We start from the raw sequence: 15,540 nt of genomic DNA on the forward strand, positions 1-15,540 counted from the left end.
TTAATTGAGATTCAAGCTGTGTAAGGCAAAAAATCAATTACAGCTTAGTGCATTACCCAGATTCCACCAGCCAATACCGAGAGAACCGTGATAAACGTTTGATACACCACATCCATAATGAGATTCCCGATACTGTCTCCATCTGCCTTGCGATTTTTAATCATGACATAAGTATGTGACCAAAGACCACTTAATCCGTATATGTACATCGTTACCAATACACCAACCCAAAAGTTCCCCTGGAACCATATGGCCATAATCCCCATAACTCCAAGCCCTACCTGGGAAAAACCGTATTTAACCTGAAATGGTCCACCAGGCCATCCTAACATTTTGGCTGTCTGATCCGCTCTGGCAATGTTGACAACATAACCAATCACTCCAACCAATCCAAACGTAACCACAAACTGATGAAGCAGCAATACTCTGCTAATCTCGCTCATTTCCCCGGGAAAACCTAACACATATAAGTGTACTCCCCCTGAAATTAGACCTAACAACCATAGAACCAAAAACCACATGCCTGTCCCACTCCCGCCGTTTGTTATTTGGAATCATTTGTAACTAAATGTACAATCTTGTAGATACACACATTATATAATCGCTTTTACATTTGTCAATTCATACATAATTTTCTATTTTGTCGAAGCTTTTGTCATTTTTCTTCCACTGTACGCAAACAAGAAAACCATATAGTTCCATTTAACTTGAAAATAATAGGAATATAGCCCTATTATTACATTAAAAGGTTTGAAACCTGCTTCTTTTTTAACGCTTCAAAAGAACCACAACTCATTTATTTGACATAGGTGATAATTCAATTATCATCTGTTTAGTCAGATACGATTACAGGATAACAGCAACTATCAATTAACATATAATATAAAAGAATTGACAACCAATCACTTTGTAACTATTATAGTTACAACGGTGGTGATTATCCCATGAGACAAATCAGCAGTCGCTTTTCCATTGCGGTTCATACCCTGTCCCTGATCGCTGTTATGCCCAATGAATGCACCGGAGATATGATAGCGCAGAGTGTGAATACCAATCCCGTGATTATTCGGCGGATTATGTCCAAGCTGAAACAGGCTGGTCTAATTGACGTCAGACCCGGTGTGGGCGGTGCTTCCTTGTTGAAAGATCCGGCCGACATTACCCTTCTCGATGTATATCGAGCGCTAGAGGTCGTGGAGGATGGGGAATTGTTTAACTTTCACAAACATCCGAATCCGAAATGTCCGGTCGGCAACATGATTGAACACACCTTGCGTGCCGAACTCATTGAGGCTCAGACAGCCATGGAACAGCGCTTGAATCGTGTAACCATACAGCAGATGATGGATCAGATTCATGTCTCTGAATAAAAAAGCTCATAATGAGCTTTTTTTAACCCTTTCGTTGTAATCACACCTGTTATAACATTTTTGATTACAACCATATGCAAACAAAACACATATCCTAGGAGGAAAAGAAGATGAAAATTTTGGTCACTGGCGCAACAGGTCAATTGGGTTCACTGGTTGTAGAGGCATTGTTAAAAACGGATTCTGCCAAGGATGTGGCAGTAAGTGTACGTAATCCAGAGAAAGCGGAAGCACTCCGCACTCAAGGCGTTGACGTGCGTCACGGTGATTTCGATCAACCGGAGACGTTGGAGAAAGCTTTTGCCGGTGTAGACCGTCTGTTGCTCATCTCCACCGATGGTGACAATGAAACGCGTATTCGCCAACATCAGGCTGCCATTGACGCTGCCAAGAACGCAGGCGTTGGTTTCATCGCTTATACAAGCGTTGTGAATGCAGAGAAAAACACCCTTTCCCTGGCGGAAGTTCACCGCGCTACAGAAAAAGCGATTCGTGAATCCGGCATTCCTTATTCCTTCCTGCGCAACAACTGGTACCTGGAAAATGAAGCAGGCAGTGTGCAAGCCGCTACGCAAGGCGCACCTTGGGTTCATGCCACCAATGACAGCCAAGTAGGCTGGGCTACCCGCAGTGACTACGCCCATGCTGCTGCAGCTGTACTCGCAGGTGAAGGACATGAGAATACCGTATATGAATTGTCCGGCAAACTACGTACGCAAGCTGAACTGGCTGCCATTGTTGGTGAAGTGCTTGGACAGGAAATCAACGTGCAAAACGTGGACGATGCCGCTTACGCTGACATCATGAAAGGCGCAGGTCTACCGGACTTTGTCGTATCGATGCTTGTTGATATGCAAAGTGCCATCCGTGAAGGCGCATTGGCTGTAGAGAGTGATACTTTAGAGAAATTGCTTGGCCGTCCGGCTCAGCCACTTAGCGAAGGTATTAAAGCAATTTTAGGCAAGTAAGTTTTGGATATGAGAAAGGGACACACCAACCAATGTTGGATGTGTCCCTTTTTGGTGTAGCTATCGATCAATACAATGATATCCCCGTTGAACGGATGACTGTACACTCACCCGTTGATTGCGACTGCTGCAATTCGAGATAGATACTTATGATTTCCACAACAGTTCATCACTCATTGGTCACTGCTCAAGAATATAACGTGCGGGAATGTGATCGGCCAGCCAGATATTTTCATTTCCATGATAAAAGAGGATTCCATCTGTGGCCGCTTGAGCAGCATTGATTTTCAAAATGACAGGCAGATCATCCCGTCTTCGTCCCACCTGATTGGCCGTATCGATATCTGCGGACAGATGTACATATTGCCTTTGCCGCGGCTGTAAGCCATGTTCCATAATAGAATGCACTGCGCGTGCCGGCGTCCCATGGTACAGGGTTTCCGGTGGCTTAGCAGGTATCTTCGATATCTTATGAGGTGTCGAATGTCCATACAATGCCCGGATGCGGCCTGAACGGATTTCGTGCCTCTTTTTCTCCGAGGCTTGAATCATCTGCTCCAGATCGGCTTGTGTGACTTCCTTCCACTGCGGACTTTCATGTAAAGCCACCAGCAATTGCGAGATTTCCACCCAACCCTCTTCGTCCAGTTCCAGCTCATACTCCCATGGTGCATGTCGCAGAGCGTATGAGAGTTCCTTGCTTAATTTCATCAGATCCAATGCAATCATCTCCCACATCTTATAAAACCGTCTAATTTTGCGATTGAACCGCGGTTAAAATCTCCTGAATGTTACGTTCCAATCCTTCGTCGTCTTCCTGATTGAATTGGCGGTGTCCATCAATCCCACGTTGGATAATCGTATTCATCACCGGATGAACCTCACGATCAGAAGCCACCCGAATCAGATCATCGGCAAAATCAACCGCCTGCTGCTCACTATAATTAAACGGTTTAATCAGCATCCGAATGCTCAAGGCATGAGCCTGCGGCTCCGCCAGCTGATCTCGATGAGTGATGCCATACACCGCGCCAAAACCAAAAGCAGCCATTACCTGACGCTCCAGTTCTGTCGTCTGTTCCAATGGCGTACCAATCAGCTCACACATTTTGTCCACCATCTGCTCCAGCTCGTTTGCTGCCGCACCAAGAATTACGTCATTAATATCGTCAGCGTTGATAAATTCAGTCATATTGGTTTTCTCCATTTCTGCACCGTATTTGATCCATTCTCTCAGACTCTATGAGAATATTGTATCGGAGGTGGGGTATTTATTACAAATTATCCTTAGATCCTTAGGAAGAGGTACAATTCCGTATAACATAATAAAAAATAAAAAAACCAATCTCCTCTTTTACAAGTCGGCTTGGTTTAATTTATTGTACGAATATGCTTATCTAACATACATTCTACAAAAGAGGTGTTATAATTCAAGCCATTTCATGTTGCTTTTTCGGCTCCACTTCATAGACCTGTGTATGTTCATTCTCGGCTAAAGACCATTCCACTGTACCTGGCTTGCGCACTTTCCATACCCAGGCTTGAACTCGCAGCGAGCTTCTGACCCAAACTAAGGAAGCACAGCGTTTCTCAGAACGAACCGTCAACCCCCAATGAATAACACGAGCGAGCCAAGGATTCACATACTCATTATGTGAGCGAACAGATGGCAATTCATCCTGGAACAACCGCTGTTTCACGTCCATAGGGGGTTGCCCGCATGTCCAATAATGGAGCAGAGCAGCCAAACTATAGATGTCCGACATCGGTCCCTGACTGGATTTCTCTGAATAGAACTCCAGCGGAGAATAACCTGTCGATGTAAATATCACCTGTTTCTCTCCGGATTGCATAGGCCAACGGGTAGCTGAGCCAAAGTCCAGAAGTTTGGGTGTACCATCTTCCATAACCATAATGTTGGAAGGTTTCACATCCCGGTGAAGAATGCCTTGCTTATGTATGTAATCCAATGTATCCACCAGTGGAAGCAGCGTCTCCGTTATGAAGGCAGCATCAAGAGCATGATTATGTTCATTCAGATACTCGGTCAATGTGATTCCCGTGCAGTATTCCATAACGAGATACCCCGTATCATTCGCTTCAAAATGATCCAAATACGAAACAATATGAGGATGATCCAGTTTCGATAACAATTCACCTTCGAGCAGAAATGCTGCCAGTAACTCCTGATATTGTCCACCATATCCTCGCGAAGAACAGAACACTCTCCGTTTGTCTACCTGACGTTCAGCCAGTCTCTGTGGGAAGAATTCCTTAATGGCTACCTTGGCACCCGTGTTACGATCTCGCCCTGCATATACAATAGCCAACTCACTGCTGGCTAATACCTGTCTTACCTGATATGTATCATTTATAATTACATTGCGCTGCAATGCCATTTTGCAATTGTCTTTTCTCATAACAGACCTCTTTTCAACCTTGTCGATCGGAAGACTTTCCGCGTAAATGCATCATTTGGTTCAACCAGTCAGCAATTCATCGCCAACTATACATATAAACCAAATGATGCAATTTGAAACACCTTAACGCGAAATATTTAAATATTAATGAGTTCAAGCCTTCTACGATCTACTGCTAATCCCTATCCACACTATTCTATAGAAGAAAAGCATTCTCTTATATAGAGTATCGACAGATGGATGTAATTACTTTATTAAACTGGAGAAAAACATTTTCAATCCTTCATTTGCAGCTTTTATTAATAATTATTCTGTAAAAAACGTCCTATTTCCTCGTTCATCTGAACCAATACGTCCTGTGAAGGAAAATGCCCTGTATCATACTTGATGGCTTGAACATTTTGAATAATCTTTTGAGCGCGTTCAATACACTTATCCGCAGGGAAAAAGACATCCTTCTCCCCTACCAATAACAAGGTTGGTGACGTATAATTCACCAGTTCTTCTCGCTCCGTTAGCTTGGGCAAATCCTGATCTATGCTGACGTATTTAAAAAGTTTGCCGATAATGTTTTTATCCATTTCTTTCATGCAGTTGCACGACATGTTGTCCGTAATTTTTTGCAAAGAAGATGGTGAAGACGTCATCCGATACTTGACGAGCGGCAGCGTGATATCCTGAGCTGTTTTAATTTTGGAATTGACCGCAAGACCCGCAGGAGCAACCAATACGGCACACGAGATACGTTCCGGGATATAGGTAGCCAGTCTGAGGATAATGCCTCCTCCAAACGATGGACCGATAAATGCACTTTTCTCAATATCATAGTGATCTAACAGATCGGATACCCATAATGCCAAACTATCAAACCGTGTGGAGATACTCGCTTCCTCACTATAACCAGGATGACCAATCGTATCAGGAGCAATAATCCGGTATTCTTTAAATAAAGAAGAGAACCATGATAATGTCATCGGATTCACACAATTACCGCCCTGGAGAATAAATAACGGCTTGCCATCTAGAGGACCTGTCAGTAAAACATGCGTCTTGCCAAAACGCGTCTCTACATACTCCCGAGTAAATTTCTCACCCAACTCGTTCAAATAAATCTCATACTCTTCAAGTATGCTGCTCTTGCCTTCTTCACTTCTATAAATGGAACTCATGTCTGCCTCCTGCAATATATACTCAAATACCCCATTCTATTGAATGGACTTGCTAATCAATGGACCAAAAAGATAAAGAGGGCCCGCAGATGACAGGCTCCTCCATATGTTTAACTAATCATATTCAGATGATTATAGAGCGGAAACTGGAAATTGTAAATAACGATTCTAATAGACCAGAAATAAAGGGCTCATCTTATAGAGAAATACTTATTTCCGGCCGTAATCTGCCTTGATTTCGCCCCACTGTTTGGTCTGCCATTTTAGCACTTTATTGCTGTACGTATTCGTCTGGAGCCACTGCTCCGCACGGTCAATCATCAACCAGATCTCTTCCGTGGAGTTGTCTCTTGGCAAGGTCGTGGCTACTTTTTTCTGCTTTAGCCATTTCATGGCATTGACCGAATCCGTATACACCGTTTTGCTGCTGCCTTCTTTTTTCAGATGTGCGAGGGCATGTACAATGGCCAAAAATTCGCCCAGATTGTTCGTGCCTTTGGAGATCGGTCCAACGGAGAAAATAATCTCACCGGTGCGGGTGTCTACCCCTTTGTATTCTACAGGTCCGGGGTTACCACGTGTGCCCACATCAACAGAGATGCTGTCGTAATCCACTTCCTCTGACGTTTCCATGCCAGCACTTCTTCCGCTACCAGCCGACTTTGTCTTCGACGCTCCGCCTGCACTTGAACCCCAGTTCCCTTTCCATCCAGCACGATACGCTTCTTCTGCGGCTGCTTTGGACTCATAGGATTTATATTTTGCTCCAGTATAATGATCCGTCTGCGCTTTGCAATCTGCCCATGTGTTATACACACCAGGCTTCTTGCCTTCCCAGACAACATAGTATTTCTGTTTTGCCACTGTGACCCGCTCCTTTGTTCACTTCATCAATACCCTATTGTATACGATCCGGTGGGCGGAATGAAAGCTATCGATTTAGCCATCTGCATAATTCCTCCAACTCCAGAACAGCCTAAGAAGCAAAGCGCATACTGGAATAGAAAGGAATATACGTATGGACTGGATATGGAAATCTGTTTTACTTGTACTTATCGGCATGATTCTCCTGCGAATTGCAGGACGTAAGTCGATCTCACAGATGAGTGTTGCCACAACGGTCATCATGATCTCCATCGGAACAACGATTGTACAGCCCATCGCGAATCATGAGCTTGGCAAAGCGATTGGATCAGCATCGGTATTCATTTTGACGTTACTTGTGGTGGAACAACTGCAATTGAAATTTAATATTTTTGAACGGTTAATGAGTGGCAGTTCCAAAATTGTGGTAGAGGACGGGAAGGTCATTATACCCAATCTGAAACGTATGCGTTATACGATGGATCAGCTTGAGATGCATATGCGGCAGAACGGAATTACAAGTGTAGATGATCTGGAGACGGCAACCGTGGAACCCAATGGTCAACTTGGTTATGTCCTGAAACGACATGCTCGTCCCGTGACGATTGGAGATCTGGAAGAGATCCTACGAAGTTATGCGATTACAGGTAGTAATCCAGCAACGGGAGAACACCCCCAACAAGACAACAGCAGCAAGCCTTCAACGCATAGCGATAACTCCACAGATATTTTCCAAGAAGTTAGCAAAGGTGCTCATGCTCATCCCGTTGATCCTAAGCTTCAATAGTTGATCCCGACCCCCACCTCAAACAAAAGACCGGCCCTGTGAGCACTTAACAACATTGCTCCATCAGGTACGGTCTATGTTCACTTCAATTGATTATTTCGAAAGATTGCTCCACGTCATCCAAACGAAGATATAGTCCCAATCACCGTGTACTCAGGTAAGCAATACCCAGGCCACCCGTAACCGGATTCTTATAGATTTCACAGTCTACATCGAACACCTCACCAATCATCTCGCGAGTCAGAATATCAGCGGGTTTGCCATGGACCACAATCTGGCCCTTTTTCACCACATAGAGATAATCGCAATATTCTGCGGCGAGTTCAAGATCATGCAACGCTGCCAATATGCCAATGCCGAGTCCACGGACAATATTCAGAATTTGAAGTTGGTATTTGATGTCCAGATGGTTCGTCGGCTCGTCCAGGATCAGGAATTGAGGTTGCTGTGCCAGGACACGCGCCAATACGACACGCTGTTTCTCTCCACCCGACAGAGACACGTAATTGCGGTCTGCATGTCCAGTCAGATGTACTTTTTCCAAAGCCTGTTCCACAATTTCGTGGTCCCGTTCATTATCCGTCTCCAGCATTTTTTTGTGCGGGGTACGCCCCATCATGACCATCTCGCGCACCGTAAAATCAAAACTCAATTCATTAAACTGGCCAACAACGCCCATATGTCTGGATACAACCTTTGGGCTGGATTTGAGAATATCGGTATGGTCCAGAAAAACCTTGCCTTGCTGAGGTTTGATCACTTTATAGATGCTCTTGAGTAGCGTTGACTTCCCACAACCATTCGGTCCGATCAGTCCAACGAACTGTTTGCCGTCCACCTGTAAAGATATGTCCTTGATGATGTCCGTGTTCAGCACAGAGATGGATACATTTTCTACGTTCAGCTTCATGTTTAATTTCCTCCAAAACCGTAGCCTTTTTTGACCAGCATATACATAAACATGGGTGCACCAATCATGGCTGTAATAATACCGATTGGCAACTCCACGCTGGATATCAGGGATCTTGCGATCACATCCGTCCAAATCAGGAAAATGGCTCCAAACAGCACGGATACAGGCATCACTTTACGATGGTCGGAACCCACCAGACCTCTGACGATATGCGGAATAATGAGTCCCACAAAACCAATCATGCCACAGCTCGCCACCATGACGCCTGTCACCAAAGCGGTTAACAGCATGTACACCCTGCGGTACACACTCAGATTAATGCCCAGTGTGACAGCTGCTTCATCCCCCAATAACATCGTATTGAGAACTCTGGACTGTAAAAGGAAGAATAGAATCGCCACCAGCACGACGATACCTACGAGTGGAAGCTTGTTCCATCCAGAAGACGCCAGACTGCCCATGGTCCAGAATGTCACCGTTTTGATGCCTTCAGCATTGTTGGCAAAATAAATAATAAAGTTCGAAAATGCGCTGCACAGCGCGTTAATCACCATTCCGGCAAGCACCAGCTTGACCGACGTCATTTTCCCCCGAATCCCTGCCAAAGTCAGGACCAGTAAGGATGCACCCATCGCTCCGGCAAAGGCCCAGAAAGCCACCCCGGTCTGACCAAGCCACCCAATTGCACCGAATCCAATGAGAATCGCAAAGGTTGCTCCAAGTGAAGCACCTGAGGATATACCCAGTATGTATGGATCAGCCAGTGGGTTCTGCACAGCAGCCTGCATAACAGTACCGCACAAGGCCAAGCCTGAACCGATAAACATCGCCATCAGCACACGCGGGAAACGAATCTGCCAGATGATATCGGTAAAGGAACCTGCCTCAATGGGTGTTGTTCCCCACTGGAATCCCGTTAATTTGTACAAAAGAATACGATATGATTCCGCCAGCGGAATACGAACCTGTCCAATGGAAACCGCGATTCCTACAGAAATAAGCGTAATCATGATTAAAGCTGCAATCAGTAAAGCAAAACCGGATTTACTATGAATCAGAGACTCTCTTTTCCCCATACGCTGCGTCTGAACCTGAACCGTCTGTGCCATCTCTTCCCCCATCAATTCATGTAAAATGTAGAACATATTCAATTTAGCTATTTACAAAGCATTTTCTCGGATTATAATTGAGAATGATTATCTTTGTCAATTTAAAACACATCGAAAAGGGGTTCACCATTTCATGAAATTTACAACCAGAACCATTAGCTTCGCTGCTCTAAGTCTCCTGTTACTGCTGCTTGCAGCCTGTTCGAATGCTTCAACTTCTTCCCCTGCCGAAGGAACAACTTCAACAACTAACACGACAGAAAACTCAACTCTTGCTGAGAATACAAATAAAACGACGTACCCACTCACCATTGAGAATTTCACAATCTCGGGTGAGGGCGGCGAATGGAAACCGAAAGTGCAAGTATTCGATAAAGCGCCTGAACGTGTGGTTGCGAATACCCAATCTGCGGCAGAGATGCTCATCAAGTTGGGTCTGACCGATAAAATGGTCGGTGTTGCTGCTCTATACGGTTCCGTTACACCTGATGTGGCTGATGATTTCGCCAAAATTCCGGTATTGTCCAAGGATTACGATAGGTAAAGAGCTGGTTGTAGGTGCAAGCCCGGATCTGGTACTCGGACGGGGTGACCTGTTCGCTGATGCAGACTGGGGTGTGGGTACCGTCGATGGATTGAATGACATGAATATCCGCACATTCCTGCAAACGACGAATCACAAAGGCACACTCGATAGCCTGTATAGCGATATCGCACAACTTGGTCAGATCTTCGACGTTCAAGAAAATGCTGCAACATTCACAGAAAGTCTGAAGACTCGTGTTGAAGCCATTAAGGCAAGTGTAGCCGATCAGCCTGAGCATTCTTTTGCCTACATCGTACCTGCTACGGAAGACACTATTACGGTAAGCAGCATGCAGAACGATACGTATCAGCTTGATGCACTGGGACTGTTGAAGCTGAAAAATACGTTTGATGGTGTGCAAGGTGAGGTAAGTGTTGAACAACTGATCACAGCGAACCCGGACTATCTGCTCTTGTCTGCGTACGCCGGTTCACCGGATATCGACAAGCTGATTCAAAATCTGTATGCCAATCCCGCCCTGCAAAGTATGAACGCAATCAAGAACAAACAGATCTATGTCACAGATTTCAGCCAGTTCTGGGGTTATGGATATCAAATTCTGGATGGTATTGAGAAAATGGGACAGGAAATGAAAGCTAATCCAATCAAGTAATAACTGGAGCAAAGGAGCAGGAGAAGAAATTCTCACTGCTCTTTTACTATACTGCGCATGCAATAAATCCCGGATCAAAGCTTGACATTAGTTTGATAACAAACTATATTACACTTATGAAAACAAGAGACGCTATTTCACTCATATCCAAAATTAAAGAGAAGGTCAACCGTTTCATCCTGGCCGAGATGGCTGAACAGGGAATCCAGGATCTCGCTACGTCCCATGGGGATATTATCTATGCCCTGTACAACAATCACAGGATGACCATGGCTGAAATCGCCAAAAAAATTGGCAAGGATAAATCCACGGTGACTGCACTTGTGGACAAATTGGTGCGCACAGGATACGTCGTTAAGGAGCGTGATGCAACAGATTCACGCGTTGTTCATGTCGCTTTGACTGCAAAAGGCGAAGAATTAAAGCCGGTCTTTGAAGAGATATCGCAGCGCATGCTGGACGCGTTCTATGCGAACGTTACGGAAGCGGAGAAAAAAGAACTGCTTCGAATTTTAATGAAAATTCATGGTAACTTCTAATTTTTTTTTGGAGAAATAGTTTGATATCAAACCAATATCTTGGAGGAGGTTTTAGTATGACAGATTACACAAAATTATTACCGAAACATGAGGTCAAGAAGATCGGAGAACATGATTTACACTTGGAAATATTCAAAGGACCCCCGATTTATGATGCCGAAACAGTGACCAAGAAGCCCCCACTGCTATTCCTTCACGGTGCCTACACAGGCAGCTGGATGTGGAGCAAATATATCCCCCGTTTTGTCCAGCACGGTTGGACCTGTTATGTCATGAACTTGAGAAGCCATTACATGAGTCGGGTCATGGACATGACAAAGATTACGTTTGACGATTATTTGGAGGATATTCGGGAAGTGTTAGCCGGGATCAACGAACCTCCCATTCTTATTGGCTTCAGCATGGGTGGGATTCTCAGTCAAAAGATTGCAGAAAACGCTACTCTCGCAGGCCTGGTTGTCATTGATGCCAGTATAAGCAAAGAGGTCCATGACGCCGTGCCTTATCCTGAAAAAGATCGTGAAACCGTATCGGACATCATCATGCCTGCACCTGTTCGGCAGGAACTTGCAAGCATCGATGAGACGCCGGAAGACATTGCTTTTCAGCGTAAGTATCTGCAAACGGAGTCTGCGAAGGCATTTGCTACCTTTTCAGTCCTGCGAGGAGCCGATGGAATATCCATTAATGGCGACCTGATCCATTGTCCCAGCTTGGTGATCAAGGCTGTTTCCTGTGAAGACGAAGATCAGAGAGGCCAATTAACTGCCAAGCAACTGGGCGCTGCATATGCCGGACTTTGGGATACAACCCATACGGGTTTACTGGTAGGCCAACGGTACTTGGAACCTGTCAAACTCATTCTTGAATGGTTGAACAGACAGCACCCTTTTGAATTAACGGAAAAACTCACAAAATAAAATAAATACCATGTTAAGACCTCCTTCTTACCTTTAATCCTGTATGCAAAAGTTTGTTTTTTTTAGATAAGCTTATATGCATAGTTCTGGATAGGATTAAACAATAAGAAAAGAGGTTTTAGTTCATGGCCATTAACACATCCCTCCCCAAGCAAAGGGAGCTGCCTTCCATATCTTCAGAACGCCTTCCGTGGGCGGGACTACTTGCTTTAGCCATGGCTGGCTTCATTTGCATCCTCACTGAAAGCCTGCCTGCGGGACTGCTGCCGCAAATTGCAAAAGACTTGGGGGTCACCGAATCCCTCACTGGACAGTTGGTGACTCTTTATGCCATTGGATCACTTGTTGCTGCCATTCCCTTGACTGCTGCTACACGTGGATGGAGACGCCGACCTCTTCTGCTGGTATGCATCGGTGGCTTTCTTGTCTTTAACACCGTTACCGCAATATCCTCAGATTATATCCTGACACTTGCTGCTCGTTTCATGGCCGGTGTCTCTGCCGGTGTGTTATGGGGAATGACAGCAGGTTATGCTCGTCGGATGGTCCCGGATTCGTTAAAAGGCAAGGCCATGGCCGTGGCTATGGTCGGCACACCCGTGGCGTTAGCCCTGGGTGTCCCAATTGGCAGTTTTCTCAGTTCTTATATCGGCTGGCGCCTCATCTTCGGGATTGTATCTCTTCTGACCGCAGCTTTAATCGTATGGGTTCTCTGGAAAATGCCGGATTTTGCAGGAGAACCGGCTGGGGAACGTCTTCCACTGCATAAGGTGTTTTTAATTCCCGGAGTTAGGCCCATTCTGTTTGTTGTTCTGGCCTGGATGCTGGCCCATAATATCCTTTACACCTATATTTCTCCCTACCTTGCCCAGACCGTATTTGCTAACAGAGTAGACTTGATTTTGCTCATTTTCGGTATCACTTCCATTATGGGAATTTGGTTAACCGGAATGCTCATTGACCGATTTTTGAGGAGATTAGTAATCATCAGTCTGGCAGCATTCGCTCTCGCGTCTGTCGTGATGGGAATCGGTACTCATCAACCTGTGATGATTATCTTTGGCATCATGATCTGGGGAATTACGTTTGGCGGGGCCGCGACACTGTTACAGACTGCCATCGCTCAAGCGGGAGGCAAAAGCACAGATGTCGCCCAATCGATGCTGGTTACAGCATGGAATCTGGCGATTGGCGGAGGAGGCATCATCGGGGGCATCCTTCTTGAAGTGTTTGGAGCAGGATACCTTTCTGGGGCGCTGTTTATCTTGCTCATTCCTGCGTTGCTTGTAGTTATGCGTGCTTATAAATATGGATTTACCAGAGCAAATTAACAGGAAGGCATTTTGCATGAGTTACACGCAGGAGGAAAGAGGAGTTCACTTGATGTGGACTCCTCTTCTGTTTTTCATTTTAAAGACCAGAATCTTATTCTGCCTGTGCCAACAGATTTGGTCCTTCCACGAGATTCTTATGTGCAATTGGAGAAGACATGGTGATTAAAGTCATGTAAGTACCGTACGGATCACACTTGTTCTCAAACTCCTCTAGTCCCTGAATGGTGTCTGTGAGGATTTTCAGCAAGTAGTTATACTCCCCGCTAATCCGATAACATTCCACGACTTCAGGTGACGCACGGCAGAAATCCAGGAAAGGATAACAATCCCGCGTACGAAAGAGAACATATGCTGTGCTCTGCTTGCCCAATTTGGATGGTGAGATTACGGTTCGATATTCCTCGATAACCCCCTTTTCTTCCATTCGTTTGACTCGCTCAGTAACAGCTGGTTGAGATAATCCGACTAATTTTCCTAACTCGGTCATGGATAATCTCGCCTGATTCTCCAAGTGAAACAGAATATGCTGATCTATTTCGTCCATGTAATGCACCCCTTTGAACTATAAGATATGATTAAATATTACCTTAAATATATTCGCTAATTAACCATAATACCTTTAACACCTTATGTGATACAAGATAAATCATTTATATAATATACACAGTCACAATCATTAATCAAGCATATCACCTGAAGAGAGGAAGATTGGAATGGAAAAAGAAAATAAGACAACATTGCATACTTATGTGGATGAAGCCATGGACCGCGCGATAAGCGAAAAAAGAATCGTAGGAACGGTTGTACAGGTTGCATTAGGAGGGGAACTGACATACAGCCGGGCAGCTGGTTTCGCAGACAGGGAGCAAAAACGTACCATGGCAGAAAACACTCTGTTTCGACTGGCTTCCGTAACTAAACCCATTGTGTCCACAGCAGCTCTGGCTTTGGTCTCACAAGGAAAGCTGAATCTGCATGATCCGGTGACTCGCTGGCTACCTGCATTCCGGCCCAAGCTTGCCAATGGTCAGGACACCCAAATAACAATTCAGCAATTGATGACACACACCGCTGGCTTGACCTATCGGTTTTTCCAAGAAGAGCAAGGAACCTATGAACGTGCAGGTATCTCGGATGGAATGGATTTATCTGAATTAAGTCTGGAGGAGAATCTCCAAAGGCTTGCTTCTGTTCCTCTTATATATGAGCCAGGAGACATGTGGAGGTATTCCATCGCGACAGATGTACTCGGAGCCGTTATTGAAAAGGTAACCGGAATGTCGTTAAGAGAAGCTGTTCAACTGCTGGTTACTCGTCCACTTCACATGACAGACACTGACTTTGTTGCAGTCGATTCGGATCGATTGACCGCTGCATATGCTGATGGATCTGAAGAACCGCGTCTTCTCCATAATCAATTGGAGCAGGTTCCTTTTATTGAAGGGACTGCCGGTTTCCGACTGTCACCCAATCGTGCGAATCGTACTTCTGCTTACTTGTCGGGCGGAGCGGGTATGGTTGGAAGTACCGGAGATTTTCTTACTTTACTTGAAGCATTGCGACAAGGAGGACAGCCTCTCCTTACAGAAGCCGTTGCGGCTGAGATGTCTACCAATCAAATCGGTGATCTCGTGATGCCATACTGGCCAGGCAGAGGGTTTGGCCTTGGTTTTACCGTACTTAAAGATCCTGCGGCAGCTGGTACAACGGAATCAGCGGGTACGTGGCGAATGGGTGGAACTTACGGCCATTCCTGGTTTGTTGATCCAAAAGAAGAACTTAGTGTTGCAGCATTCACCAACACGGCACTTGAAGGGATGTCAGGCCAGTATACCACCGATATTTGTGATGCCATCTACGCAGGCATTCGTGAAAGCAAAGGGGCTGCAAGAATTTAAATACGAATAACCGCCCAATATCATTGGGCGGCTTTATTTGGCGACAATGG

At 45.2% G+C, this 15,540-nt stretch carries 18 protein-coding genes; 9 read left to right on the plus strand and 9 right to left on the minus strand.

Going from position 1 to position 15,540, the window contains the following annotated elements:
* Positions 1 to 44: 44 nt before the first annotated feature.
* A complete protein-coding gene (locus tag F0220_RS21830; protein ID WP_026080959.1) occupies positions 45 to 521 on the minus strand; it encodes a DUF6790 family protein in 477 nt (158 codons plus the stop codon).
* A 423-nt stretch (positions 522 to 944) separates the two neighbouring features.
* On the opposite strand from F0220_RS21830, the gene F0220_RS21835 reads away from it, so the two are divergent.
* Together F0220_RS21835 and F0220_RS21840 are read left to right on the plus strand one after the other, a co-directional pair.
* Complete coding sequence (locus tag F0220_RS21835) at positions 945 to 1,370, plus strand: Rrf2 family transcriptional regulator (protein WP_091013862.1); 426 nt, start codon at positions 945 to 947, stop codon at positions 1,368 to 1,370.
* Between the two features lie 110 nt (positions 1,371 to 1,480).
* Positions 1,481 to 2,338, plus strand: a complete 858-nt coding sequence (locus F0220_RS21840) for an SDR family oxidoreductase (protein ID WP_105599788.1) — start codon at positions 1,481 to 1,483, stop codon at positions 2,336 to 2,338.
* 180 nt (positions 2,339 to 2,518) lie between these two features.
* Here F0220_RS21840 and F0220_RS21845 read toward each other — a convergent pair whose 3' ends face one another.
* The 5 genes from F0220_RS21845 to rnhA form a co-directional block, all read right to left on the minus strand.
* Complete coding sequence (locus F0220_RS21845; protein WP_091014382.1) at positions 2,519 to 3,058, minus strand: RNA 2'-phosphotransferase; 540 nt, start codon at positions 3,056 to 3,058, stop codon at positions 2,519 to 2,521.
* A 31-nt stretch (positions 3,059 to 3,089) separates the two neighbouring features.
* Positions 3,090 to 3,530, minus strand: a complete 441-nt coding sequence (gene imm48, locus F0220_RS21850; protein ID WP_105599790.1) for an Imm48 family immunity protein — start codon at positions 3,528 to 3,530, stop codon at positions 3,090 to 3,092.
* A 238-nt stretch (positions 3,531 to 3,768) separates the two neighbouring features.
* Positions 3,769 to 4,758, minus strand: coding sequence for a serine/threonine protein kinase (locus F0220_RS21855; RefSeq protein ID WP_091013782.1), 990 nt, complete (start codon positions 4,756 to 4,758; stop codon positions 3,769 to 3,771).
* 299 nt (positions 4,759 to 5,057) lie between these two features.
* Entirely contained in the window at positions 5,058 to 5,927 is an 870-nt protein-coding gene (locus tag F0220_RS21860) for an alpha/beta fold hydrolase (protein ID WP_105599791.1), read from the minus strand.
* Between the two features lie 210 nt (positions 5,928 to 6,137).
* The gene (rnhA, locus tag F0220_RS21865) at positions 6,138 to 6,791 is read right to left on the minus strand and encodes a ribonuclease H (protein ID WP_105599793.1); all 654 of its coding nucleotides are present in this window, start codon (positions 6,789 to 6,791) and stop codon (positions 6,138 to 6,140) included.
* Positions 6,792 to 6,945: 154 nt separating this feature from the next.
* On the opposite strand from rnhA, the gene F0220_RS21870 reads away from it, so the two are divergent.
* Positions 6,946 to 7,578, plus strand: a complete 633-nt coding sequence (locus tag F0220_RS21870) for a DUF421 domain-containing protein (RefSeq protein ID WP_179198423.1) — start codon at positions 6,946 to 6,948, stop codon at positions 7,576 to 7,578.
* 142 nt (positions 7,579 to 7,720) lie between these two features.
* On the opposite strand, the gene F0220_RS21875 is transcribed toward F0220_RS21870, so the two are convergent.
* Positions 7,721 to 8,488 (minus strand): ABC transporter ATP-binding protein, encoded by a 768-nt coding sequence (locus tag F0220_RS21875; RefSeq protein WP_105599795.1) that lies wholly within the window; start codon positions 8,486 to 8,488, stop codon positions 7,721 to 7,723.
* A 2-nt stretch (positions 8,489 to 8,490) separates the two neighbouring features.
* Complete coding sequence (locus tag F0220_RS21880; RefSeq protein ID WP_181155496.1) at positions 8,491 to 9,567, minus strand: FecCD family ABC transporter permease; 1,077 nt, start codon at positions 9,565 to 9,567, stop codon at positions 8,491 to 8,493.
* 166 nt (positions 9,568 to 9,733) lie between these two features.
* Here F0220_RS21880 and F0220_RS32990 point away from each other — a divergent pair, with 166 nt between their 5' ends.
* The 5 genes from F0220_RS32990 to F0220_RS21900 all read left to right on the plus strand — a co-directional run bounded on the left by F0220_RS32990 (position 9,734) and on the right by F0220_RS21900 (position 13,589).
* Positions 9,734 to 10,144, plus strand: a complete 411-nt coding sequence (locus F0220_RS32990) for a TroA family protein (RefSeq protein ID WP_223199742.1) — start codon at positions 9,734 to 9,736, stop codon at positions 10,142 to 10,144.
* A complete protein-coding gene (locus tag F0220_RS21885; protein ID WP_223199743.1) occupies positions 10,098 to 10,799 on the plus strand; it encodes an ABC transporter substrate-binding protein in 702 nt (233 codons plus the stop codon). Before F0220_RS32990 ends, F0220_RS21885 begins: the two co-directional genes overlap by 47 nt.
* Positions 10,800 to 10,915: 116 nt before the next feature.
* Positions 10,916 to 11,338 (plus strand): MarR family winged helix-turn-helix transcriptional regulator, encoded by a 423-nt coding sequence (locus F0220_RS21890; protein ID WP_105600019.1) that lies wholly within the window; start codon positions 10,916 to 10,918, stop codon positions 11,336 to 11,338.
* A 56-nt stretch (positions 11,339 to 11,394) separates the two neighbouring features.
* The gene (locus tag F0220_RS21895) at positions 11,395 to 12,258 is read left to right on the plus strand and encodes an alpha/beta fold hydrolase (RefSeq protein WP_105599798.1); all 864 of its coding nucleotides are present in this window, start codon (positions 11,395 to 11,397) and stop codon (positions 12,256 to 12,258) included.
* 125 nt (positions 12,259 to 12,383) lie between these two features.
* Positions 12,384 to 13,589, plus strand: coding sequence for an MFS transporter (locus F0220_RS21900; RefSeq protein WP_105599799.1), 1,206 nt, complete (start codon positions 12,384 to 12,386; stop codon positions 13,587 to 13,589).
* Positions 13,590 to 13,683: 94 nt separating this feature from the next.
* On the opposite strand, the gene F0220_RS21905 is transcribed toward F0220_RS21900, so the two are convergent.
* Positions 13,684 to 14,136: an Lrp/AsnC family transcriptional regulator gene (locus tag F0220_RS21905; RefSeq protein WP_105599801.1), complete on the minus strand. Its 453-nt coding sequence runs from the start codon at positions 14,134 to 14,136 to the stop codon at positions 13,684 to 13,686.
* Positions 14,137 to 14,305: 169 nt separating this feature from the next.
* Between F0220_RS21905 and F0220_RS21910 the strand changes: the two genes are divergently transcribed.
* The gene (locus F0220_RS21910) at positions 14,306 to 15,490 is read left to right on the plus strand and encodes a serine hydrolase domain-containing protein (protein ID WP_149846761.1); all 1,185 of its coding nucleotides are present in this window, start codon (positions 14,306 to 14,308) and stop codon (positions 15,488 to 15,490) included.
* Positions 15,491 to 15,540: the final 50 nt, after the last annotated feature.

Source organism: Paenibacillus sp. 37, from assembly GCF_008386395.1.
Taxonomy (GTDB): Bacteria; Bacillota; Bacilli; order Paenibacillales; family Paenibacillaceae; genus Paenibacillus; species Paenibacillus amylolyticus_B.

What these genes read in the sequence shown, in the direction of transcription:
- F0220_RS21830 (WP_026080959.1), bottom strand. Translation starts at nt 521, where the DNA reads ATGTGGTTTTTGGTTCTATGGTTGTTAGGTCTAATTTCAGGGGGAGTA.
- F0220_RS21835 (WP_091013862.1), top strand. Translation starts at nt 945, where the DNA reads ATGAGACAAATCAGCAGTCGCTTTTCCATTGCGGTTCATACCCTGTCC.
- F0220_RS21840 (WP_105599788.1), top strand. Translation starts at nt 1,481, where the DNA reads ATGAAAATTTTGGTCACTGGCGCAACAGGTCAATTGGGTTCACTGGTT.
- imm48 (WP_105599790.1), bottom strand. Translation starts at nt 3,530, where the DNA reads ATGACTGAATTTATCAACGCTGACGATATTAATGACGTAATTCTTGGT.
- F0220_RS21855 (WP_091013782.1), bottom strand. Translation starts at nt 4,758, where the DNA reads ATGAGAAAAGACAATTGCAAAATGGCATTGCAGCGCAATGTAATTATA.
- F0220_RS21860 (WP_105599791.1), bottom strand. Translation starts at nt 5,927, where the DNA reads ATGAGTTCCATTTATAGAAGTGAAGAAGGCAAGAGCAGCATACTTGAA.
- F0220_RS21870 (WP_179198423.1), top strand. Translation starts at nt 6,946, where the DNA reads ATGGACTGGATATGGAAATCTGTTTTACTTGTACTTATCGGCATGATT.
- F0220_RS21875 (WP_105599795.1), bottom strand. Translation starts at nt 8,488, where the DNA reads ATGAAGCTGAACGTAGAAAATGTATCCATCTCTGTGCTGAACACGGAC.
- F0220_RS21880 (WP_181155496.1), bottom strand. Translation starts at nt 9,567, where the DNA reads ATGGGGAAAAGAGAGTCTCTGATTCATAGTAAATCCGGTTTTGCTTTA.
- F0220_RS32990 (WP_223199742.1), top strand. Translation starts at nt 9,734, where the DNA reads ATGAAATTTACAACCAGAACCATTAGCTTCGCTGCTCTAAGTCTCCTG.
- F0220_RS21885 (WP_223199743.1), top strand. Translation starts at nt 10,098, where the DNA reads ATGATTTCGCCAAAATTCCGGTATTGTCCAAGGATTACGATAGGTAAA.
- F0220_RS21890 (WP_105600019.1), top strand. Translation starts at nt 10,916, where the DNA reads ATGAAAACAAGAGACGCTATTTCACTCATATCCAAAATTAAAGAGAAG.
- F0220_RS21895 (WP_105599798.1), top strand. Translation starts at nt 11,395, where the DNA reads ATGACAGATTACACAAAATTATTACCGAAACATGAGGTCAAGAAGATC.
- F0220_RS21900 (WP_105599799.1), top strand. Translation starts at nt 12,384, where the DNA reads ATGGCCATTAACACATCCCTCCCCAAGCAAAGGGAGCTGCCTTCCATA.
- F0220_RS21905 (WP_105599801.1), bottom strand. Translation starts at nt 14,136, where the DNA reads ATGGACGAAATAGATCAGCATATTCTGTTTCACTTGGAGAATCAGGCG.
- F0220_RS21910 (WP_149846761.1), top strand. Translation starts at nt 14,306, where the DNA reads ATGGAAAAAGAAAATAAGACAACATTGCATACTTATGTGGATGAAGCC.